This is a genomic window from Rothia sp. CCM 9416, from assembly GCF_048513535.1.
Taxonomy (GTDB): domain Bacteria; phylum Actinomycetota; class Actinomycetes; order Actinomycetales; family Micrococcaceae; genus Rothia.
Window position 1 is genome coordinate 108,287 of sequence record NZ_JBLXXR010000001.1, and the last position, 20,027, is coordinate 128,313.

General features: G+C 55.1%; 21 protein-coding genes and 1 tRNA gene. 14 read left to right on the forward strand and 8 right to left on the reverse strand.

Annotated features, from left to right (window positions below):
* Positions 1-47: 47 nt before the first annotated feature.
* From ACN080_RS00490 to ACN080_RS00505, 4 genes are all read left to right on the forward strand, one after another.
* The gene (locus ACN080_RS00490) at positions 48-1,433 is read left to right on the forward strand and encodes an NAD(P)/FAD-dependent oxidoreductase (RefSeq protein ID WP_419112766.1); all 1,386 of its coding nucleotides are present in this window, start codon (positions 48-50) and stop codon (positions 1,431-1,433) included.
* Between the two features lie 73 nt (positions 1,434-1,506).
* Positions 1,507-1,583: transfer RNA gene (locus ACN080_RS00495), tRNA-Leu, on the forward strand.
* A 106-nt stretch (positions 1,584-1,689) separates the two neighbouring features.
* Positions 1,690-1,950 (forward strand): hypothetical protein, encoded by a 261-nt coding sequence (locus ACN080_RS00500; RefSeq protein ID WP_419112767.1) that lies wholly within the window; start codon positions 1,690-1,692, stop codon positions 1,948-1,950.
* A 421-nt stretch (positions 1,951-2,371) separates the two neighbouring features.
* Positions 2,372-2,938: a hypothetical protein gene (locus ACN080_RS00505; protein WP_419112768.1), complete on the forward strand. Its 567-nt coding sequence runs from the start codon at positions 2,372-2,374 to the stop codon at positions 2,936-2,938.
* A 257-nt stretch (positions 2,939-3,195) separates the two neighbouring features.
* Here the strand turns inward: ACN080_RS00505 and ACN080_RS00510 are convergent, their stop codons facing one another.
* A complete protein-coding gene (locus tag ACN080_RS00510) occupies positions 3,196-4,089 on the reverse strand; it encodes a hypothetical protein (protein WP_419112769.1) in 894 nt (297 codons plus the stop codon).
* Positions 4,090-4,527: 438 nt separating this feature from the next.
* Here ACN080_RS00510 and ACN080_RS00515 point away from each other — a divergent pair, with 438 nt between their 5' ends.
* From ACN080_RS00515 to ilvA, 4 genes are all read left to right on the forward strand, one after another.
* Positions 4,528-5,430, forward strand: a complete 903-nt coding sequence (locus ACN080_RS00515; protein ID WP_419112770.1) for an HAD-IIB family hydrolase — start codon at positions 4,528-4,530, stop codon at positions 5,428-5,430.
* Between the two features lie 116 nt (positions 5,431-5,546).
* Complete coding sequence (locus ACN080_RS00520) at positions 5,547-6,410, forward strand: Bax inhibitor-1/YccA family membrane protein (RefSeq protein ID WP_419112771.1); 864 nt, start codon at positions 5,547-5,549, stop codon at positions 6,408-6,410.
* A 212-nt stretch (positions 6,411-6,622) separates the two neighbouring features.
* Complete coding sequence (locus ACN080_RS00525; RefSeq protein WP_419099908.1) at positions 6,623-7,903, forward strand: AI-2E family transporter; 1,281 nt, start codon at positions 6,623-6,625, stop codon at positions 7,901-7,903.
* An 11-nt stretch (positions 7,904-7,914) separates the two neighbouring features.
* Positions 7,915-9,171, forward strand: coding sequence for a threonine ammonia-lyase (gene ilvA, locus ACN080_RS00530; protein WP_419104410.1), 1,257 nt, complete (start codon positions 7,915-7,917; stop codon positions 9,169-9,171).
* Between the two features lie 124 nt (positions 9,172-9,295).
* Here ilvA and greA read toward each other — a convergent pair whose 3' ends face one another.
* Both greA and ACN080_RS00540 read right to left on the reverse strand, forming a co-directional pair.
* Positions 9,296-9,796 carry a transcription elongation factor GreA gene (gene greA / locus ACN080_RS00535; RefSeq protein ID WP_419104411.1) on the reverse strand — a complete coding sequence of 167 codons (501 nt, stop codon included), beginning with the start codon at positions 9,794-9,796 and terminating at the stop codon, positions 9,296-9,298.
* A 155-nt stretch (positions 9,797-9,951) separates the two neighbouring features.
* Positions 9,952-10,389 (reverse strand): DUF4307 domain-containing protein, encoded by a 438-nt coding sequence (locus ACN080_RS00540; RefSeq protein WP_419104412.1) that lies wholly within the window; start codon positions 10,387-10,389, stop codon positions 9,952-9,954.
* A 114-nt stretch (positions 10,390-10,503) separates the two neighbouring features.
* On the opposite strand from ACN080_RS00540, the gene mca reads away from it, so the two are divergent.
* Both mca and ACN080_RS00550 read left to right on the forward strand, forming a co-directional pair.
* Positions 10,504-11,466, forward strand: coding sequence for a mycothiol conjugate amidase Mca (gene mca / locus ACN080_RS00545; protein ID WP_419104413.1), 963 nt, complete (start codon positions 10,504-10,506; stop codon positions 11,464-11,466).
* 68 nt (positions 11,467-11,534) lie between these two features.
* The gene (locus ACN080_RS00550; protein WP_419111271.1) at positions 11,535-11,903 is read left to right on the forward strand and encodes a hypothetical protein; all 369 of its coding nucleotides are present in this window, start codon (positions 11,535-11,537) and stop codon (positions 11,901-11,903) included.
* 106 nt (positions 11,904-12,009) lie between these two features.
* On the opposite strand, the gene trhA is transcribed toward ACN080_RS00550, so the two are convergent.
* On the reverse strand, positions 12,010-12,750 hold the full coding sequence (gene trhA / locus ACN080_RS00555; protein ID WP_419104415.1) for a PAQR family membrane homeostasis protein TrhA: 741 nt from the start codon (positions 12,748-12,750) through the stop codon (positions 12,010-12,012).
* Between the two features lie 161 nt (positions 12,751-12,911).
* Between trhA and ACN080_RS00560 the strand changes: the two genes are divergently transcribed.
* Genes ACN080_RS00560 through ACN080_RS00570 form a run of 3 tightly spaced genes read left to right on the forward strand, consistent with a single transcriptional unit; the run spans position 12,912 to position 14,743 of the window.
* A complete protein-coding gene (locus ACN080_RS00560) occupies positions 12,912-13,673 on the forward strand; it encodes an isoprenyl transferase (protein ID WP_419099901.1) in 762 nt (253 codons plus the stop codon).
* A gap of 6 nt (positions 13,674-13,679) precedes the next feature.
* Positions 13,680-14,216, forward strand: coding sequence for a prepilin peptidase (locus ACN080_RS00565; RefSeq protein WP_419112772.1), 537 nt, complete (start codon positions 13,680-13,682; stop codon positions 14,214-14,216).
* A 41-nt stretch (positions 14,217-14,257) separates the two neighbouring features.
* The gene (locus ACN080_RS00570; protein ID WP_419099899.1) at positions 14,258-14,743 is read left to right on the forward strand and encodes an NUDIX hydrolase; all 486 of its coding nucleotides are present in this window, start codon (positions 14,258-14,260) and stop codon (positions 14,741-14,743) included.
* 62 nt (positions 14,744-14,805) lie between these two features.
* Here the strand turns inward: ACN080_RS00570 and ACN080_RS00575 are convergent, their stop codons facing one another.
* From ACN080_RS00575 to ACN080_RS00585, 3 genes are all read right to left on the reverse strand, one after another.
* Positions 14,806-16,212: a class II fumarate hydratase gene (locus ACN080_RS00575; protein ID WP_419112773.1), complete on the reverse strand. Its 1,407-nt coding sequence runs from the start codon at positions 16,210-16,212 to the stop codon at positions 14,806-14,808.
* Between the two features lie 69 nt (positions 16,213-16,281).
* Positions 16,282-16,908, reverse strand: coding sequence for a carbonic anhydrase (locus ACN080_RS00580; protein ID WP_419099897.1), 627 nt, complete (start codon positions 16,906-16,908; stop codon positions 16,282-16,284).
* Positions 16,909-17,005: 97 nt separating this feature from the next.
* A complete protein-coding gene (locus ACN080_RS00585; protein WP_419112774.1) occupies positions 17,006-17,725 on the reverse strand; it encodes a DUF4245 domain-containing protein in 720 nt (239 codons plus the stop codon).
* Positions 17,726-17,925: 200 nt separating this feature from the next.
* On the opposite strand from ACN080_RS00585, the gene glpX reads away from it, so the two are divergent.
* On the forward strand, positions 17,926-18,921 hold the full coding sequence (gene glpX, locus ACN080_RS00590) for a class II fructose-bisphosphatase (RefSeq protein ID WP_419104418.1): 996 nt from the start codon (positions 17,926-17,928) through the stop codon (positions 18,919-18,921).
* Between the two features lie 83 nt (positions 18,922-19,004).
* Here the strand turns inward: glpX and ACN080_RS00595 are convergent, their stop codons facing one another.
* On the reverse strand, positions 19,005-20,024 hold the full coding sequence (locus ACN080_RS00595) for a lipid II:glycine glycyltransferase FemX (RefSeq protein ID WP_419111277.1): 1,020 nt from the start codon (positions 20,022-20,024) through the stop codon (positions 19,005-19,007).
* Between the last annotated feature and the right edge of the window lie 3 nt (positions 20,025-20,027).

The window sequence follows — 20,027 nt, forward strand, 5'->3', positions numbered from 1 at the left end:
CTTTTTGCCGGAGTACCGGCAACACATCAACAGGAAGTTAAACACGAATGGCATTCAACAAGATTGCACAGGATCGCCCCCGCGTTCTCATTGTCGGCGGCGGCTACGTCGGTTTCACCGTTGCAAAGAAGATTCAGAAGGTTATCAAAGAATCCGGTGGTGTTGTCACCATCGTTGATCCCAACCCTTACATGACCTACCAGCCCTTCCTCCCCGAGGTTGCCGCTGGTTCCATGGAAGGCCGTAATGCGACCGTTCCGCTTCGTCAGCACTTGCGCGATTCAGAAATTATCGGTGGCCGCGTGCTGTCGATTAACCATGCCTCCAAGACCGCAACCATCGAACCCATCAACGCCGGTGAGCCTTTTGAGCTGACCTACGATGAAATCGTCCTGGGGGCCGGTGCTGTAACCCGTGCTTTCCCCATCCCCGGCCTGGCCGAGGTTGCTATTGGTATGAAGACCGTTGAAGAAGCTGTCTCTGTACGTAACTGGGTTCTGGAACGCATCGAAATCGCTTCGCTGACCACCGATGAGGACGAACGCCGTCGTGCACTTACCTTCGTCATCGTCGGCGGTGGCTTTGCCGGTGTGGAAACCATCTCTGAGCTCGAAGACATGGCCCGCGAGGCAGTTAACCGTAACGAGCGCCTGCGGGTTTCTGACCTGCGTTTTGTGATGGTCGAAGCGGCCCCCCGCATCATGCCCGAGGTCCCCGCAGACCGCGCCGAGAAAGTTGTTGCTGAACTGCGTGCCCGCGGCATCGAGGTTCTGCTGAACACCTCATTGGCCGATGCAACCGACGGCCACCTCAAGCTCATCAATATGGGCGATAAGTCACCCGCTGGTGAGCTCGACACCGACACCTTGATTTGGACTGCCGGTGTTGCTGCTTCCCCCATGCTCAAGGAAACTGACTTCCCCGTTGACGAGCGCGGCCGCGTTCGTGTTCAGGCTGACCTGCGTGTTGCTGGCGAGGACGGCGTGATTGAAGATGCTTGGGCCGCTGGCGATAATGCCGCTGTCCCCGATCTCTCCGGTGGCGGGGTTGGTGGCTTCTGCGTGCCTAACGCTCAGCACGCTTCACGTCAGGCTCTCAAGCTGGCAGAGAACCTGCTGGCTAAGCGCCGTGGCGAAGCCCTGACCGACTACTACCACGAGACTATTGGCGTTGTTGCCGGTCTAGGCCTGTGGAAGGGTGTTGCTAATATCAAGGGTAAGACCATCGGCGGTCCTCTGGCCTGGATTATGCACCGTGGCTACCACGGCCTGGCTATCCCCACTACTGAGCGTACCGCTCGTGTCATGACTACCTGGGCGCTCAACCAGGTCTTTGGCCGTGACACCTCATCAATCCGTCACCAGCGCTCACCCCGCCGGGCTTTCCAGCAGGCGACCGGTACCGCCCCCGAGAAGTCTAAGGCCAAGCTCTAAAGACTTTTCTGGTATAAATGTAGAGGCGAAGAATGTGCCAGCCCGGCTTAAGCGCCGAGCTGGCACCGCCCTAGCCCCCATAGCCCAATTGGCAGAGGCAGAGGACTTAAAATCCTTGTGTTCTGGGTTCGAGTCCCAGTGGGGGCACCACCTGCTAGGACGCTCCGTTTGGTTTGAAGCCCAACGGGGCGTTTTTCTTGTCTACTGCAGCTATTGAGACTGAGACTGAGAGTGAACAGCGAAAAATAAAGAAAAGATGCTTTCGCGTCTGGGGTTCATTGTTTTGGCCCCCGCAGTTGTTTGGTATATAAATCTTTTGTTGATGGGAACCGAAACCCCTCTTCAGACCTTTGTCACGGTAGTTTCTCTTACTTCTCTTTTTGTTCTATCGTTCTTCCTGTTTGCCTTTGGGGGGAATAGAAAAATGGCTGTTTTAAGCGCAATCTTAGCTGTTTTCGCTATACCGTTTGCTTTTCTAGTGGCCTCTGTTCTTGGTGCCCAGCAGGGAATATATTGAATATATAGGAAGTAGCCGTGTATGTTGGATGCCCTGGATTTATCTCCGGGGCATCTTCATCTGCCGCAGGAGTAAAGGATTCTCCTTGGGGTTCAAGGGAGGGGTCTTGTTGGGCGGGGCTGGTTATCCTTGGCGGTTGAATGTTTTTGCGTGAGGGTAGTTTTTTGGGGGCTGGCATCCTATCAATATGGACTGCTGATGAATTGCCTACCCGTGAAACCGCAACTCTTGAGGTAGCTGGTGTGCTGCTCGAACCGTTACCACCGCAGCGAAAATCGGTGACTACTTAGCAGGCGTTCTTCAAGACATATTAGGATGCAGTGACGCCCTCACGGACAGTCTCTCAACTATTCTCAACAGTGGAGGGATACAATCACAGATATCCCTCCACGTGTTTCTCAAATCAAGGGGAGCAGTGCTCATGACATCCAACCAGGCATACGATCAGAATCACCCAGAATACGTTTCTTTGTCCGCAGCCTATCTAGGGCACCTGATGACTAGTGCTCTTCTGGCTTTCCTGGCAGGCCTTATCTACTGGTTACTCTCATTCCTCTTCCCTGCCCTTGATTTTGGGGGTCAAAGCCTCCTTGTCTTTATCAGTGCTGTGGTCCTTGGGGGTGAGCTGATTGTGGTGCTGTTGCAACGTCCCTTTATTATCAAGGCGTCTCACGGTGACCCGGGTGGATGGGGCTATGCTTTACCTGAGTTTCTAGTGCTCCCTTGTTTGGCGGGGGTGGGGGCCTTTCTGATCTCTCATGAGGCAGTGGCTGGTCTTGTGTGTGCGCTTGTGTTCTTTATTGTTTTCGGGGTTGTGGGTTTCTTGTCTAAGCCGTGGAAGCCAGGTCTGTCTCGTGCTGAGATTCGGGAAAGGTCTGAGCAGACTAAAGATATGGTTAAAGCAGGTTATCTAGAGGAAAAATATCGTGATCTAGAGGTTGATTCTGCGCATCGGGATTTATTTAAGAAACGATATTACGATCTGTAAAAGGACGCGGGAGCTTTCTTCCGTGTCTTTTTATGTTCCCAAGCAGAACCTTGTCTATATATAGTTTTCCCCCGAGATGCCTATCAGCCTACTTTAGTCCCCGTGTTAACCCATTGGCTTACAACTCGGGAGGTAGCGGCCTTCTCAACCAATCGCCCTCCTCCGGGGTGTAGTTCAGCTCAAGCACATCCCCGAACAGCCCCCTGGTGCCATGCCACAGGGGGTGCTATCAGCAAACAGTAAGGGATACTGCAATCTCAGAGCCGGTGACCTGATTTTAGCTCGGCTAGCTCTCCAGCCATTTGCGTCAGGTTGTTTTTGGCTCTGATGTCGTCCCTGACTTTAACAAGCTCTGGATAGTTATAGAAAAATGAAAGTTTTTGTGACTTGAGACTGTCGTCCTCTGGCCTATCCAAAACAACAAAATAAGCAAATGATTCTGCAAGATCCTCAACCGGATTCTCAGCAGCATACTCAGTGATGAAGTCATCGGGGCGCTGGTCAAAAGAACCCTGGTAAGAATCAATACGATTCGCACCTATGCCCGAATCTTTCTGGCTGATACCGGGATGGTCCTTCCAGAATTTATCGTAAAAAGCACTAAGGTAGGAGTCTTTTTTTAAGGTTCCCTCTTGAACGGCATGGGCAGTATCTTGATTCTCTTCTGAACTCATCTGTTGACTGTTCAGGGCAATAATGTGTGCCATTTCGTGGATGATAGTAACCGTACTGGAGGGTGTTAGCTGCTGGTTCTTATTTAGAGTGTCATCCAGATCAACGGAGATAGTCCAGGTTGTCAGGTCCTCGTTGAGATTAACCGAGGCAAGAACCCCATCTTTACCGTCGGTCACTACCTCGTATGTGCTAATCATCGATAGGTACTGCGGGGGGATGATTTGTATGATTTTTTCCCAGATGATCTTGTCCTCTCGATCGACAGCACCGTCCTGTCCAACCAGGTTAGTAGAAGATATCTGACCGTCCTTGATTGCGTATTGGGCGTAAAGATCTGGCTCATCCTGCCCCTCATCTTCTTGGACGACGTCCTGGCTGATGTGGCTGGGGGCAGGTTGCGCTTCAGGTTCATTATGGCAGGCGCTCAAGAGCATAGATGATGCGATAATCAGCGATGTTGCCAGGGTTCTTTTCACAGAAATTCCTTTGGGTTTTGAGCATTTCAAGCTCGTAGTGTCATGGAGCAGAAGGGTAATGGGATGCTTCAAGCTAGCTAAAATGCGGAGGAAGCAGTTAGAAGTACTGGCCTATGAATACCAAACTTGGACGGGCATCTTAAATCTAATGGGAGGGCGTCTGATGCCCTCTGAAAATCTTATTTCTGGTAATCCGGTGGCATCAAAACTTATATAAGTGTAGCCGCCTAGAGGGCCTAGATGGAAGTCCATCCTTGGTGATCAGGCTAAAGAGCCGGGGACGATCTCCCTGATCTTCTTTCTAGCGGGGCCTATATACTTGCTTTTGGCAGAATAAGGTCAAGCAGACATAGGGGCTCTGGCTGTGCTGTTTGTTCAAAAGCGCTCTGGTCCCCTGGTCAAGACAAGCCGCTAACCCGTGAGCGAGGAGAAAAACCTGTGGTGAATGACAAGGAAGCGAAAGCCCCCCACCTGTACGCTGTAGACCTTGATGGGACGCTGCTTGCAGAAGATAAAACCTATGACCATGCTCAGTTCGACCGGGTCATGGATCTGCTGGCGGAGCAAGGCTCCTACCTGGCTATTGCTACCGGCAACCAGATGCCCAAGATCCAGCAGTACATGGCTGGACATGAGCACCACTCCAACCTCTACTACATCGCTGAGAATGGTGCCATTATCCACAATCAGGGGAAGGACCTAGCGCTCTGGAGTTTTAGCCCGGAATTGGTTGAGCAGACGCTGAAGGCACTCCAAGCCCACCCCCAGTTCGGTCTTGTTATCTCCTGCCGAAACGGATCTTATGTCCCCCAGGAGCGGCTTGAGCCCATCGCAAGCCTGATTCTTGCCCAGATTAAGGCCAAGGGTATTCAGGTGCCAGACCTTGACGAGAGCAACCCGCTCAGTGCCCTGCGACTTTTCTACCCCAATGCTCAGCTTCTGACAGATCGGAGTCAGCTTGCTGATACCGTAGTGAAGTTGGCGCTGACAAGCTCCGGGCAAGAGGATGCTTATGAAACCCTGGCAATGGTTCAAGAAGCTCTACCTGAAGGCATCGTAGCGACCTCAAGCGGTTTTGGGGCTATTGACCTGATTCTTGAGGGCCATCACAAGGGGCACGGGCTAGAGTGGCTGGCTAACCACCTGGGGGTACCTGGGCAGCAGACAACGGCTTTTGGTGATAGCGGCAATGATCTTGAAATGTTCCGCTACGCGGGCCGGGCACTTGCAATGGCAAATAGCGATCCGGTTCTCTTAGATGCGGCCAGCCTGCAGATCGGCTCTCATAAGGAAGGCGCTGTCTTGAACTTTATTGAGGGGGAGCTGACCTCGGCAGGGTAGAACTGAGTTCCCTTATCACGCCCTGAGAAAAAAGGGCAGAAAAAAGATGTTCTATCAGCTAGGCTGGTGAACAAGATATTTACGTGAACTCTGTATCACAGCGAGGAGAACATAGCGTGGCTGGAAACCCACTCATTAACAACATGACTAAGCCTCAGGGGGATCCCCGCTTCGGGCAGTTCGGTGCCGGCGGAACCACCACCGCATCGAACCCTTATGGACAGCAGGCCCCCTACGGCCAGCAGGCTCCCTACGGCCAGCCCGTATCTGCTGAGCAGCTCAACCAGATGTACACCGCGCCTGCCGCAACCCCAGTAGACACTAATCGTATTACCATCAACGACATCATCGTCAAGACCGGCCTCAACTTTGGTCTGGTCCTTGTGGCCGCAGTTATTGCCTGGCAGTTCCCCATTCTGATGTTTGTCGGTCTGGTTGGCGGTTTGGTTCTGGGCTTCGTCAACGCCCTCAAGAAGCAGGTTTCGCCTGCTCTGGTCATGACCTACTCGGTCATGGAAGGCTTCCTGGTCGGTGGCCTCTCACTCTTCTTCGAGGCTTCCTACCCTGGCATCGTTGTTCAGGCGGTTCTGGCAACCGTCATCGTCTTCGGGACCATTCTGGCGCTCTTCTCCTCTGGCAAAATTCGTGCCACTGCTAAGCTGACCCGCTTTTTCATGGTCGCAGCTATCTCTTACACCGTTTTCTGCCTGGTCAATCTTGTGACCTCGATGTTCTTTGATTTCAATGCTCGGAGCGTTGAAGTTATGGGTATTCCTCTGGGACTGATTATCGGTCTTTTCGCTGTATTGCTGGCAACCTACTCCCTACTGCTTGATTTCACCCACGCAAGTGAAGCTATCAAGTCAGGTCTGCCCGAGCGCGAATCGTGGCGTATCGCTTTCGGCCTAGTGGTATCACTGGTCTGGCTTTACATCGAGATTCTTCGCGTAATTTACTACATTCGCTCCATGGCTGACTAAGGTTAAGACAACCAATATAGGGAAGGGCAGAAGCTGGGAAACCGGCTTCTGCCCTTCCTATCTCCCAGGGCCTGAGAGCAACCTAGAGCAGGGGCGCTCCTGAGCCTTCAAGCAGCTATTTGTACCCAGTGTGAGCGAGCTTAGTCACTCTCAGAGAAACGACATGGGTTAGTCGGTGCCACAGGTACTCAAAACATGGGAAGATGGACAGCATGAGTAACGACACCTCCCCATCATCTCGATCTAGCTCTGCTGTCAGTCAGCAGCTTCCCTTTGCCTTACGCGTTGCTTCGGCATGGGCCTGGAGGCTGATGATTATAGCCATTGCAGCCGCAACCCTCTACTGGGCGCTAGCCAAAGTATCGCTCATCATTATTTCTGTGATGATTGCAGCTCTCTTGGCGGGGTTAGTATCACCTGTGGTTTACTTCCTGCGCCGATACAGAGTTTCAAACGGGTTAGCAACAGCTATTACCGAAATTGGTCTGATCGCCCTGGTCATTGGGCTTCTAGCCATGGTGGGGCAACAACTAACCGTCGGTTTTTCGTCTCTCTCTGACCAAGTCATAGAGGGCTGGAACCAGCTCCTAGCCCTGCTTTACAACCTACCCATTGATCTGGGGGCAGATAAGGTCAATGAATATATCAGCCAGCTCCTAGCGACCTTGCAAAACAACACCTCGAGCATTCTTAGCGGAGTGGCCAGTGTCAGCTCTACTGCAGCCGATATTGGAACCGGTATGGTGATCGTCCTCTTTACGCTGATCTTCTTCCTCTTAGAGGGGGAAAAAATCTGGCTGTTTATCGTCAAGCTCTTTCCGCGCGAGGCCCGTCGGGCAGTCAACGGGGCCGGTCGCCAGGGCTGGAGATCCCTAGTGTCTTATGTGCGGGTGCAGGTTTTTGTAGCGGCTGTGGATGCGGTGGGAATCGGTCTCTCTGCTTTCTTCTTGGGCGTCCCGCTGGCAGTGCCCCTGGGCGTCTTGGTCTTCTTGGGTTCCTTTATCCCGGTTATCGGTGCCTTACTTACCGGAGCTATTGCAGTTTTGCTGGCCCTGGTAGCCAACGGCCCCGTTAATGCTCTGGTGATGCTACTTATGGTCCTGCTGGTCCAGCAGATTGAATCTAATATTCTCCAGCCTCTGGTCATGGGTAAGGCTGTGTCTCTGCACCCGCTGGCCGTGGTCATCGCGGTACTGGCAGGATCCATGCTTTACGGCGTCATTGGCGCTCTCTTCGCTGTACCCATCCTGGCAGTTACCAACACGGTGATTCGTTATCTTGCGGGACGAGAGTGGGAGAAAGACCCCTATATTCGAGAAAGCGAGTTCCTCTATCCTCACGAGCAAAAACGGTTAGAGCGAAAAGTTATTGCCGAAAAGGTCAAGGAACGCCTCAACCGTATTAAAGAAAAAGAAGGCGAGTTCAAGGCAGAAGAAGCTGCGACAGCTAGAGCAGATACAGGTCCCATGAATCACCAAGAAGCTACCAAATAAAGGGTACAGCCGTGCAAGATACCGCAGCTGAAAAGCTCCACGTAAGCATAGATAAGATCGAAGAAGCAACCCAACTACTCAAGGGTGTTATTGAACGCACCCCGGTTGCTCACTCCCGTGCCCTCAGTGAACAGATAGGTTCCGAGGTGTTTCTCAAATGTGAGAATCTACAACGATCGGGGTCCTTCAAGGTACGCGGTGCCTATGTGCGCATGGCTAAACTGACTCAGGCTGAAAAGGCCCTTGGAGTGGTCGCTGCCTCGGCTGGAAACCACGCCCAGGGCGTAGCCCTTGCAGCCTCTCGCCTGGGGATCTCTGCCCGAATCTACATGCCGCAGGGCGCTGCACTGCCCAAGGTTGCTGCCACCCGCAGCCACGGGGCAGAGGTTATCCTGCACGGCGTTAATGTTGATGAGGCGCTGGCTGAGGCCAAACGTTTCGCTGAGGAAACGGGTGCTGTTTTTGTTCATCCTTTCGATAATGAGGATATTATCGCGGGGCAGGGTACCTTGGGCCTTGAAATTCTGGAGCAGGTTCCTGATGTCGACACTATCCTGGTAGGTGTTGGCGGTGGTGGCCTACTGGCTGGCCTGTCTATTGCTGTGCGTGAAAAAGAAAAACAGCTCGGCAAAAAGATTCGCATTATCGGCTTGCAGGCTGAACATGCTGCAGCCTACCCACCCTCACTAGCTGCCGATGCTCTGGTGCCCCTCAAAAAGGTATCGACTATCGCTGACGGTATTGCGGTAGGCCGGCCCGGTCAGCTTCCCTTCACCATCATTAAAACCCTGGTGGACGATGTTCATACGGTATCTGAGGACGAAATCGCCCGTGCCCTTATCTTCCTGATGGAACGCAACAAATTAGTTGTTGAGCCTGCCGGTTCTGTATCGGTTGCCGCTCTCATAAGCGGGAGCCTGAAAGAAAAATACGGTGACCTGGGCACTACCGTCTGTGTTCTTTCGGGCGGCAATATCGACCCCATGCTCATGCTTAAGGTGATTCAGCGAGGCCTGTCAGCCGCTGGGCGTTACATGACTATCAAGATGATGCTCAATGACCGCCCCGGTGAGCTCACCACTATCTCGCGCATCATTTCTGAGCGCGATGCCAATGTGACCGGTGTGGACCACACCCGTGTGGGCGGTGCCCTGTCGATGGGCGATGTGTCCATCACCATTGATATGGAGACCAAGGGCGCTGAGCACTGCAAAGAAGTAATTGCGGCGCTAGAGGCCGCCGGCTATCAGCCGATTGTGGTCTACTAAGCCAAGGGTCAGACCCTGCCGTAGCCTGCAAGGACTGCAGAAGCAGCATAGATCCTCAAAAGCCCGGGTGCTTCCCTTCAAGAAGAGAAGCCCCCGGGCTTTTATTTTGCCTCATGGCTGGCTACTAGCCCTGGAAGGGTTTAGCGGAGACGATGGTAACAGGAATCTGCTTACCGTTCGGGGCCTCGTAGGAGAGCTCTTCACCAACCTTGTGCCCGTTGATGGCGGCCCCCATGGGGGACTTCTCAGAGAAGACCTGCAGGTCGCTACCATCGACCAGGGTATCAGCGACTTCGCGGGATCCCAGCAGGAAGGTCATAGTCTTGCCGCCGATCTTGGCTTCAACGACCATGCCGGGGGTGACAATGCCGTCATCGGCTGCAGGTTTATCTGACACCTGGGCATTTTCAAGCAGTTGCTGGAGCTGCTTGATGCGGCCCTCATTCTTACCCTGCTCTTCGCGAGCGGCGTGGTAGCCGCCGTTTTCCTTGAGGTCGCCCTCATCACGGGCCGCAGAGATACGGTCGATGATTTCCTGGCGGTAGGGTCCAGAGAGGTGCTCTAGCTCAGCCTTGAGCTTGTCGTAGGCTTCGGGAGTGAGCCAAGCGCCTTCGCGTTCTGTCATTATTACTCCTTGTAATCGGTGCGGTGTTAGATTCTCTTGCACCGGCTGAATCTGAGAAAGAGACAGAGCGATAGCCTGTACTCTTTCAAGGTTTTCGTGCCTAGTCTACCCATAGACGGTGGCCGCGCCTCAACTTGAGACGAGATAGCGGGCGGTTAGGGGGCTTTCCAGCAACTGTCAACGGTCGTGGTGGTAGCTTCGCCCAGTACCCGTAGCTGTACGGTTTGAACCGAAATGCCGTTGCCGTTCTGGTCCGTGTAGGGGCCCACTGCTACTTCTTTCCAACCTACGGGCGCGCCCGCTGAGTTGAGCGCTTTGACGGCGCAGATGGCGGTGTCCTCGGGGTGTTTGCTGACCTCAAAGGTTAGCTTGACCTCATCGGAACTAGTCAGGGTGAACCCCACATCACGGGCCGTTGGCTGGTCGTTGGCATCGAGCTGTACCCACAGAACGAAAGCCCCACCGATGACAGCCGCTATGAGGCTGAGCATGTACCAAAAGCCCTTGGGTAAGGGCTTTCGCTGGCGGGCTGTACCGTAGCGGTCTTGGAGCTTGGTGGCGGCCATGGCCGGGCCTTTCATACGGGGTAACATGGGGTGCTATCTTCGGGTTTCTGGCAGGTAGAATTGACCAGTGTGTTCGAGTGGGTAGCACTCCTTACGATACCCCAAACACCGGCCTGTCACCTTGCCTAAGAGAGTTATCGTATGACCGTAGCAGAAATATCTACCCCAGCCTATGACCCGGCCCTGGTGGCTCCCCTGAAGGATGATTACACCGGCCTGCGTATTCTGGCTGTCCACGCCCACCCTGACGATGAATCGTCAAAGGGAGCCGCAAGTATGGCAGCTTATGTAGCTCGTGGTGCCCGTGTGATGGTTGCATCGATGACCGGTGGCGAGCGCGGAGATATCCTGAACGCTGAGGTAGAGAGCGACCCTCTTGCTCACCGTGATTTGGCGGGTGTTCGCCGTGCTGAGATGAAGCAGGCCGCTGAGGTCTTAGGGATTGAGCACCGCTGGATTGGTTTTGTCGATTCAGGGCTTCCCCAAGGTGATCCCTTGCCCCCGCTTCCCTTTGGCTCTTTTGCCAGCCTGCCGCTGGAGCAGGCTGCGGCTCCTTTGATCCGGTTGGTAAGGGACTTCAAGCCCCACCTTATTCTCACCTATGACGAGATAGGTGGCTACCCGCACCCGGACCACATCATGACCCACCGGGTGTCGATGGAGGCTTTCCAGAAGGCGGGGGAGCCCGGTGCTTACCCCGGGACCGGTCAACCTTGGCAGGTTTCTAAGATTTACTATGACCGCGCTTTTAGCCTGGACCGTATGAAGGCTTTTAACAGCTATCTTGAGGCTGAGGGTCTTGAGTCTCCTTTTGCCCAGTGGATTGCAATGTCCTTGGAAGAGGACGCTGAGGGGCACCGGCCCCCGATATCCCGGCACCAGACTACTACCCGCATTAACTGTGCTGACTTTTTTGAAAAGCGTGATCAGGCTCTGCTGGCTCATCGTTCCCAGGTGGCGCCGGACTCCATATTTTTTGTGGTATCGCCCGAGATTCAGAAGAAGATTTGGCCTTTTGAGGACTATGTGCTGGCTCATTCCCGGGTGGGCACCGAGTTACCCGAAACCTGTTTTGCGGCTGGTATCGACTTCACTGCAAGCTAAGTGCCTTACCTAGCTGTCATCGCTTGGGGCAACCTGGGCGCGTAGAATGGTTTACGGTCCTACCGGCCGTGCCCGCTTTTAACCCCTCAACGGAGGACATCATCACCGTGTCAGCACTGACTCCCTTTATTCTCCTCGCCGCTGAGGCTACCCCCACCGTTATTACAACGGTGAACCCGGACGGTTCTTTTAGGGGCTCACCCGGCATTATTGGCTTTATCGTGACTTCTATTATGGCTCTTGCCATTATCTTGTTGGGTCTTGATTTGACGCGCCGTGCCCGGCGCCTGCGGTACCGCAGTGAGTACGCCATTGCGCGTGAAGCTGAGGAACGTGCTGCGGCGGAGGCAGCCGCTGCTGGGCAGCAGGGCCAGGTTGTTCCGACAGTTCGTGATGAGGCTGTTGTTGCTCAGGATCATCTGCGACGCCCGCACTAGAAAAACGGTCTGATAGCTTTACCGGTCCTGTGGGAGGCGGTATCCCATGCCGGGTGCCCGCCCCGTGCTATACCGGGGGATGCGTACAACTGGCTCCCTAGGCTAGCTAGTGCAATAGGCTGATAAGAACTGCAATGTAGTGCTGGATAAAACCCAGCACGGTGAATACATGGAAGAGCTCATGGAACCCAAACACCTGGGGCAGTAGGGCCGGTTTTTTGGTGGCGTAGAAGCCTGCCCCCACAATGTAGGTGAGCCCACCGGTAGCAATGAGGACGGTGGACGTGGGGGAGACCTGCCAGAAGTCACCCAGGAAGAAGACAGCGATCAGGCCCATGATGACGTAGATCGGGGTGTAGAGCCAGCGGGGTGCCCCCGTCCAAAAGATTCTGAAGAGGGATACTGAAAGCGCGCAGCCCCAGATAACCCAGAGCAGAACGGAGCGCTGGGTACCTGTCAGCAAGGTGAGAGCAATGGGGGTGTAGGTGCCCGCAATCAGGAGGGTGATATTTGCGTGGTCAAGCCGTTTGAGCACCATACGCGGGCCGGCGGACCAGTAGCCCCGGTGGTAGATTCCCGAGGCACCAAAGAGCAGGACCCCGGTGAATGCAAAAATTGCGCAGGCTACACCCAGGGTGCCACCGCCAGAGAGAAGAATCAGAATAATTCCGGCGACAAAGGCGATAGGGGTAAAGCCAGCGTGAATCCAACCGCGCAGGAGCGGTTTACCGTGGGTACGGTAGAAGTCCATGATTTCTTCTTGGACCTGGGTGACTTGAGGTTCTCGATACGTATTCTCTAATGCTTCGGTTCCACCGGTCTGGGGATTGCCAACATCTGAATCCATATACTCAGTATGGCAGGTTAAGCCGGCTTGGTTTGTTACCTGCCAGAAATAGAATGCGGATCTTCAAGCTAGGTTTGTACTGGTGGGGTCAGCCGATGTGCGACACAGGGTAGAATGAGCAGGGTAGAACTCACCATGCACCGTCTTTTCAGGAGCCTTACATGAAGTTACCGCAACCTCTTTATACGGTCTATGAGCGGTCGCTAACAGCAGGGATTCCTGGCTCAAAGCTACCCCAGCACATTGGTGTGCTGGTTGACGGCAACCGCCGCTGGGCAGCTCTCTTGGGGGAGAGTACCAAGCACGGTCATGAAGCAGGCGCCGCTCGCATCATTGAGTTTCTCGGCTGGTGTACCGAGCTTAAGATTCCTATGGTGACTCTCTACATGCTTTCTACCGAGAACTTAAAACGTAGCAGCGAAGAGCTTAATGATTTGGTAGAGGTCATCGAGGGGTTCGCGCAAAAACTTGCTGCCGCTCAAATTGCGCGGATTAAGGCTGTGGGCCGTCTCGATTCTCTCCCCGAGAGTCTACGTTCCACTCTTGAAGAGGGAGAGAACCAGACAGCCTCGCTGTGCGGGCTTCAGGTAAATATCGCCGTCGGGTACGGCGGTCGTCAGGAGATTACCGACGCGGTGCGGAGCCTGCTCCGTGAAGCAGCCGAGCAGGGTGCCAGCCTTGAAGAGCTTTCCGAGAAGGTCACCATTGAAGATATCTCCCGCCACCTGTATACCAGCGGCATGCCTGACCCGGACCTGCTGATCCGCACATCGGGGGAACAACGACTTTCCGGTTTTATGACCTGGCAGTCGGCTTACTCTGAGTTCTATTTCTGTGAGGCCCTATGGCCCGATTTCCGCAGGGTAGATTTCGTGCGGGCCCTGCGTGACTACGCCCAGCGTCAACGCCGTTTCGGCTCTTAATCGAATATGGCGCACGAGCTTTATCAGTTGCTAGCCGATGCTCTGGCAGGTAGCTGGCAGTCAGGCTTAGCGGCCCTCCTGATGGGGTGGGTGGCCGGTTACTACCTTCTCTGTGCCACTCGCCTGTGGATTATCGATGCGCGGGAGCACCGCCTGCCTGACCGGATTGTTCTGCCCATGTACGCGCTAGTCGGCCTGCCTCTACTGGGGGTTATCCTGCTGACAGCCCCCGATAGCTTTGAGACTGCCCGCCAGACTGCTTACTCCGGGGTGATCATGGGGGGCTTCTACTGGGTGATGCGCCTTGCTTCTGGCGGGGCCCTCGGCTTGGGCGACATCAAGCTTGCCGGTGTCTTGGGTCTGCTCCTGGGTTACTTCTCCCCGCTTAACCTGCTCTGGGGCAACCTGCTCATCTTCCTCCTGGGCGGCCTCTACTCCCTGGCACTGATACTCACTGGCAGAGCACAGGCCAGAACCCATATAGCCTTTGGCCCTTTCATGCTCTTAGGCACCACCATTGCCTTGCTATTCCCCGCTACCTAATGTGCCCCCCCCGTCCCGGTCGCTCCCTGAAAGGAGACCCCATGCCTACCCCAGACTTCATCACCCAGCTCCGTAGCAAAGTCGGCCACGAGCTCCTGTGGCTATCGGGTGCTACCGCGGTTATCCAGCGTGAGAATGGCGATATCCTCCTGGTACGCCGCAGTGATAACGGTCAGTGGACTCCGGTGACCGGCATCGTTGACCCCGGGGAAAGCCCCGCCCTGACCTGCCTACGCGAAGCCCAGGAAGAGGCGAACGTGGTGATTGAGGTGGTTGCCCTGGGGCAGGTCAAAGCGGACCCGTCCATGACCTTTGGTAATGGGGATCGCTGCCAGTTTCTGGACCACACTTTCTATTGCCGCTATGTGTCAGGAGAAGCCACCGTCAACGACGAAGAATCAAGCGAGGTACGTTGGGTGCCGCTAGAAGACCTCACTCAGTTCTGTAGCCCGCGCATGTTAGACCGCATCGACGCGGCCCTCAAGCACCGTCAGGGCGCCCGCTTCGACCTTCTCTCCCACCCCTAAGACAGCCAAAGCCCCGGCCCATACAAGGGCGCCGGGGCTTTGCTCTTAGCTAGCGGGGGAGGTTAGAAACTACCCAGCATCTTGGTGACATCGAGTGCCTGATCGAGCTGTTCTTCGGTGACCTCACCGCGCTCAACGTAGCCCAGAGCAATCACGGCTTCGCGGACGGTAGTCTTATGAGCTACCGAGTACTTAGCGATCTTTGCAGCGGCCTCGTAACCAATGAGCTTGTTCATGGGGGTCACGGTGGAGGGCGAAGCCTCCGCCAGGAATCGAGCACGCTCTACATTTGCCTCAAGCCCGTCAATCATCTTATCGGCCATCACACGCGAGGTATTGGACAGCAAACGGATCGATTGGAGCAAATTAGCGGCCATGACTGGAATACCCACATTCAGCTCAAAAGCACCGTTGGTCGATGACAGGGCGATAGTGGTGTCATTACCGATGACCTGGGCGGCAACCATAATGGCCGCCTCACAGATAACGGGATTGACCTTACCAGGCATAATCGAGGAGCCGGGCTGAAGGTCGGGAATATGGATCTCACCCAGACCGGTATTGGGTCCCGAACCCATCCACCGAATATCGTTATTAATCTTCATGAAAGAGTAGGCGATATTGCGCAGCTGGCCAGAGGCCTCAACCAGACCGTCTCGGTTGGCCTGAGCCTCAAAGTGGTTGCGTGCCTCGGTCAGGGGCAGGCCGGTTTCCTCAGCCAAGAGTTCAATCACACGCGCGGAGAAACCATCAGGTGTGTTAATGCCGGTACCGACGGCGGTGCCACCCAGGGGTACCTCAGCTACGCGGGGGAGTGAGGCATGGATACGCTCAATACCGTAACGTACCTGAGCTGCGTAACCGGAGAACTCCTGGCCTAGGGTCACGGGGGTAGCGTCCATCAGGTGAGTGCGGCCGGACTTAACAACGCCCTTGAACTCAAGAGCCTTACGCTCGAGTGACTCAGCCAGGTACTCCAGCGCAGGGACCAGGTCCTTGAGCAGAGCCTCGGTAGCTGCCAGGTGGACGGAGGTTGGGAAGACATCGTTGGAGGACTGAGAAGCGTTCACATGGTCGTTGGGGTGAACCTCAATATCGTTACCGGACAGGGCGCGGTTAGCCAGGGTGGCGAGTACCTCGTTGGTGTTCATATTCGATGAGGTACCGGAGCCGGTCTGGAAAACATCGATGGGGAAGTGCTCATCGTAGGCACCCGAAGCTACCAGGTCAGCGGCGTCGCGGATAGCCTGGGCACGGGTAGAGTCAAGCACACCGAGCTCTTCATTGGCGCTCGCAGCTGCTTTCTTGATGAGAGCTAGAGCACGAATGTGGGCGGGCTCCAGAGTTTGACCTGAGATGGGGAAATTCTCAACGGCACGCTGGGTCTGGGCACGGTAGAGGGCGCTTTTTGGGACGCGAACCTCACCCATAGTGTCGTGTTCAATGCGGTATTCAGTGTTTTCAGTCATAGCTATAGCTTAGTACGTTTGCGTGATGCCTGTCGCATCCGAGTCGGAAGATGACAGCTGAGAAGAGCACTAAATTGTGATGAGTGGGGAGGAGGAATAGACCAGGTCGGCTTTGCCATCAGCCAGATGGTAAAAAACCCCGATGACGGCAATACTGCCGTCCTCGATACCTTCTCGGATAATCCCGGACTGTTCGGCAATACGGGCTGCTGTTTGGCGGGTGTGCTCAACTACCATGTCGCTGATACTGGCATTTTCCGGCAGTTCGGGGGAGATAACTGAGGGCAGGATTCCTTCTACCAGGTTGCGGATAAAGCCCGGTGGCATAGTCCCGGATTCGAGAGCCTGCCTGGTTGCCGTAATTGCACCGCAGGCATCGTGCCCCAGTACCATGATGAGATGAATGTTGAGTTCACCGGCTGCGTATTCTAAAGAACCTAGAACGGCATCATCGAGTACCTGCCCGGCAGTACGAACCACAAAAGCATCGCCCAGACCCAAATCGAAAATAATCTCAGCTGCCAGGCGGGAGTCCCCACAGCCAAAAATAGCGGCAAAGGGGTACTGCCCATCGACCAGTTCAGCCCTACGAGTAGCGTCTTGATTGGGGTGGGAGCGTGTACCCGCCACAAAACGGGCGTTGCCTTCTACCAGGCGTTCCCAGGCCTGGATGGGGGTTTCAATGCTGGTGCTCATGCTGGGCTTCTTTCCGGCGATCAATCTGTTGAAGACTAACCTAGCAGGCTGTTTCCCGCTCCCGGCAGATGAACTGCCACTTATCTTGTGGTGTGTCCTAGCGGATGCCGCTGGAGGGCGTGGGCGCGACTGTCGAGGTGGGGGAGTCCATATAACTGACTGTTGCTTCAATCAGGGCCTGGAACTCAGAGGCTTCAGCTTCTCCCTTGAAAATGAGAGTGGTTCCCTTGACCTCTCCAATGTAGAAAGTAGTTACCTTAGATTTATGGTCGGGATCAGCCAAGGACCGGACTTCCCATTCGAGGGATGCTACGTTGACCCTAGCCTCCGGTACCGCATTGCCTACGGTCTGGGCTATCCAGGTGGGGTTGGTGTTGGTAGCTTGAATCAGCTCAATGAAATGGTTGGTGGGTGTGACCTGGCCGGTTGACCAATAGTTGATACCATCCGCTTGGCCGGTGACCCAGCGGGCATAGTTGTAGTGCCAGCCCTGCTGCTGGGCAGCCGCCACCGGGTAGCCTGCCTGGTCACTGGCCTCATAGGCTACAAGGGGTAGGTCTACTGAGGGGCGGTAGGGGTTCTTGTTGGGCTGCGGCATGAGCCAGATAACCGGTAGCAGAAGAAGAACCATGACCACCATGGAAATCACCATATTGCGCGCTGGGGCGTTGATGCGCTGGGCCTGCTTTTCTGTGATCTGGGGCAGGACACGGTCATCACCGTTCTCCGGTGCGGTAGCTGATGGCTGGCTGTCGTTGCCAGCTAGCTGCTGGGAGTCTGTGGGGCGCTGGGGGCCAGGAGTCATGGATGAAGTCACGTCTCCTATTCTCATATACGAAGTGGCTCCTACGCCAACCGAGGTTCATTGTGTCATATAGCCGATTTAGCTGGAGCGGACGGGGTGGGGCCATGAAAGGCAGAGATGAAACGAGTAGGCTAGAAGGTATACGGCGCAGCGAAGCGTCCCAGTGCGGTGTTGCGCCTAAAAATAATTGATAAGAACTCGAAGGTGAGAAGATGTCCCCAATAAGCAAGGAAGACCGCAATCTCGCGCTCGAATTGGTGAGAGCTACAGAAGCGGCAGCCATTGCGTCCGGCCCCCTGGTAGGTGCCGGTGATAAGAACATGGCAGATGGCGCGGCCGTTGATGCCATGCGTGCCCGTTTGAAAACCGTTCAATTCAACGGAACCGTTGTCATTGGCGAGGGCGAAAAAGATGAGGCCCCCATGCTCTTTAACGGCGAGCAGGTGGGTGACGGTAGCGGAACCCGCTTTGATGTTGCGGTCGATCCGATTGACGGTACCCGCCTTACCGCTCTGGGCATGGATAACGCTCTTTCGGTCATCGCGGTAGCCGAAAGCGGAACCATGTTTGATCCCTCCGCTGTGTTCTACATGGAGAAACTGGTCACCGGCCCTGAGGCCGCCGATCTGGTTGATTTGCGCCTGCCCGTCAAGCAGAACCTGCACCTTGTTGCTAAGGCTAAGGGCACCAGCGTTAGCCAGCTGACCGTATGTGTGCTGGACCGTCCCCGCCATGCCAAGCTGGTTGAAGATATTCGCGCCACCGGTGCGCGTACCCGCATGATCCTGGACGGTGACGTTGCTGGTGCTATTGCAGCTTGCCGTGAGGGCACCGGCGTGGACCTGATGATGGGTATTGGTGGTACCCCCGAAGGTATTGTTTCGGCCTGCGCTATTAAGGCAACCGGTGGCATCATTCAGGGCCGTCTGGCTCCTACCGATGAAGCGGAGCGCCAGAAGGCACTGGATGCCGGACACGACCTCGATGCGGTTCTCACCACCGATGACCTGGTTACCACCGATAACTGCTTCTTTGCCGCAACCGGTATTACCGACGGCAAACTACTCCGCGGTGTACGTTACGGCCGCGACACCGTAACCACCCAGTCACTGGTCATGCGCGCCAAATCAGGTACTGTACGCCTGATTGAAGCTGAACATAAGCTCTCCCGCTACTCAGAGGTTCTCTCTAGCCTGATGCAGGGCTAAATAGCCACTGAGATAAAAGATAAAGCGCTGGCCCACCGATAGGAGTATCGGTGGGCCAGCGCTTTATGTCTTAGCTTAGGTATTTACTTACCCAGCTTGGTACCAAGAGCCGCTAAGGTGCCCTTGGCCTTGGGAAGGACTCTCTCGGTAGCAAGGCTCTTGCCTTTGCCCGCAAGCTCACGGGCTGAACGGATACCCTTGTAGGCCCTGTATCCGTTAGTAGAGACGGGCAAATCCCAGGTGCCGGGGAAAGACACTGAGGCGCCCCCAAAAGATTTCTTAAATTTGGTAAAACCAGCCCATTCGTGGTCGGGATCATCGGTGGGGGCAATACCAAAGAGATCCATGTAGCTGAGGCCGGACTCTTTAGCATCGAAAATAATGTGTGACAGGAGCGGGTTGCCTACTGTGAGCCTGCGGTGCTCAAAGGAGGTCGCTGCGTGCGCATAGGTGCGAGTGTCATCTGAGTCGTAGCAGAGTGAAGCGCCGATCGGCTCTCCGTCAGCCTTAGCGATGAACAGGTTGGCCGCCCCCGCGGGCATCAGCACCTCAGCGACCGTCCTGAGGTAGTCGTCCTGCTGGCGGTTGAAGCCCAGGCGGTTAGCGGTCTGGTCCAAGTAGCCTAGCAGAATATCGACGTCTGCTGGGTTCTGAGACTTCTCGAAAGAAACACCCTTCTTGTGGATATTTCGGTGCAGGTTGCGGTTGGTTGCTGACATCCCCTTGAGAATGTCCTCTTCTGACTGAGTCAGATCAATGACCTGGGTGTGGGCCGGCTGAATCTGGCGAGGAGAGAGCTTGAAACCCTTGGCCGCAAGGAACGCTTGGCCACTAGGCTCACCCCAGATAGCGCTGTTAGTGGGTTCAACCCGAATAAACCAGCAGTTAGCGTCAGATGCTAGGTGCTTCATATCGGCAATAGCGGCATCGAAAGCTACTTCATTGTCAGCGTCGGGGCCGTAGGGAGCATAAAGATAGCGGCCGGTTGAACCGCCTTCCAGGGTGGCCATATACCGCCAGCCCTCACCCTGACCACGGAAAACTTGGTGGCCGTTTGCTTCTTGGAACTTAGCCCAGATATCTGACTGCAAGATATTACTCATGCT

Coding starts and splice junctions, on each gene's coding strand:
- ACN080_RS00490 (WP_419112766.1), top strand. CDS start 48: ATGGCATTCAACAAGATTGCACAGGATCGCCCCCGCGTTCTCATTGTC.
- ACN080_RS00500 (WP_419112767.1), top strand. CDS start 1,690: ATGCTTTCGCGTCTGGGGTTCATTGTTTTGGCCCCCGCAGTTGTTTGG.
- ACN080_RS00505 (WP_419112768.1), top strand. CDS start 2,372: ATGACATCCAACCAGGCATACGATCAGAATCACCCAGAATACGTTTCT.
- ACN080_RS00525 (WP_419099908.1), top strand. CDS start 6,623: ATGAGTAACGACACCTCCCCATCATCTCGATCTAGCTCTGCTGTCAGT.
- greA (WP_419104411.1), bottom strand. CDS start 9,796: ATGACAGAACGCGAAGGCGCTTGGCTCACTCCCGAAGCCTACGACAAG.
- ACN080_RS00540 (WP_419104412.1), bottom strand. CDS start 10,389: ATGTTACCCCGTATGAAAGGCCCGGCCATGGCCGCCACCAAGCTCCAA.
- mca (WP_419104413.1), top strand. CDS start 10,504: ATGACCGTAGCAGAAATATCTACCCCAGCCTATGACCCGGCCCTGGTG.
- trhA (WP_419104415.1), bottom strand. CDS start 12,750: ATGGATTCAGATGTTGGCAATCCCCAGACCGGTGGAACCGAAGCATTA.
- ACN080_RS00560 (WP_419099901.1), top strand. CDS start 12,912: ATGAAGTTACCGCAACCTCTTTATACGGTCTATGAGCGGTCGCTAACA.
- ACN080_RS00565 (WP_419112772.1), top strand. CDS start 13,680: ATGGCGCACGAGCTTTATCAGTTGCTAGCCGATGCTCTGGCAGGTAGC.
- ACN080_RS00570 (WP_419099899.1), top strand. CDS start 14,258: ATGCCTACCCCAGACTTCATCACCCAGCTCCGTAGCAAAGTCGGCCAC.
- ACN080_RS00575 (WP_419112773.1), bottom strand. CDS start 16,212: ATGACTGAAAACACTGAATACCGCATTGAACACGACACTATGGGTGAG.
- ACN080_RS00580 (WP_419099897.1), bottom strand. CDS start 16,908: ATGAGCACCAGCATTGAAACCCCCATCCAGGCCTGGGAACGCCTGGTA.
- glpX (WP_419104418.1), top strand. CDS start 17,926: ATGTCCCCAATAAGCAAGGAAGACCGCAATCTCGCGCTCGAATTGGTG.
- ACN080_RS00595 (WP_419111277.1), bottom strand. CDS start 20,024: ATGAGTAATATCTTGCAGTCAGATATCTGGGCTAAGTTCCAAGAAGCA.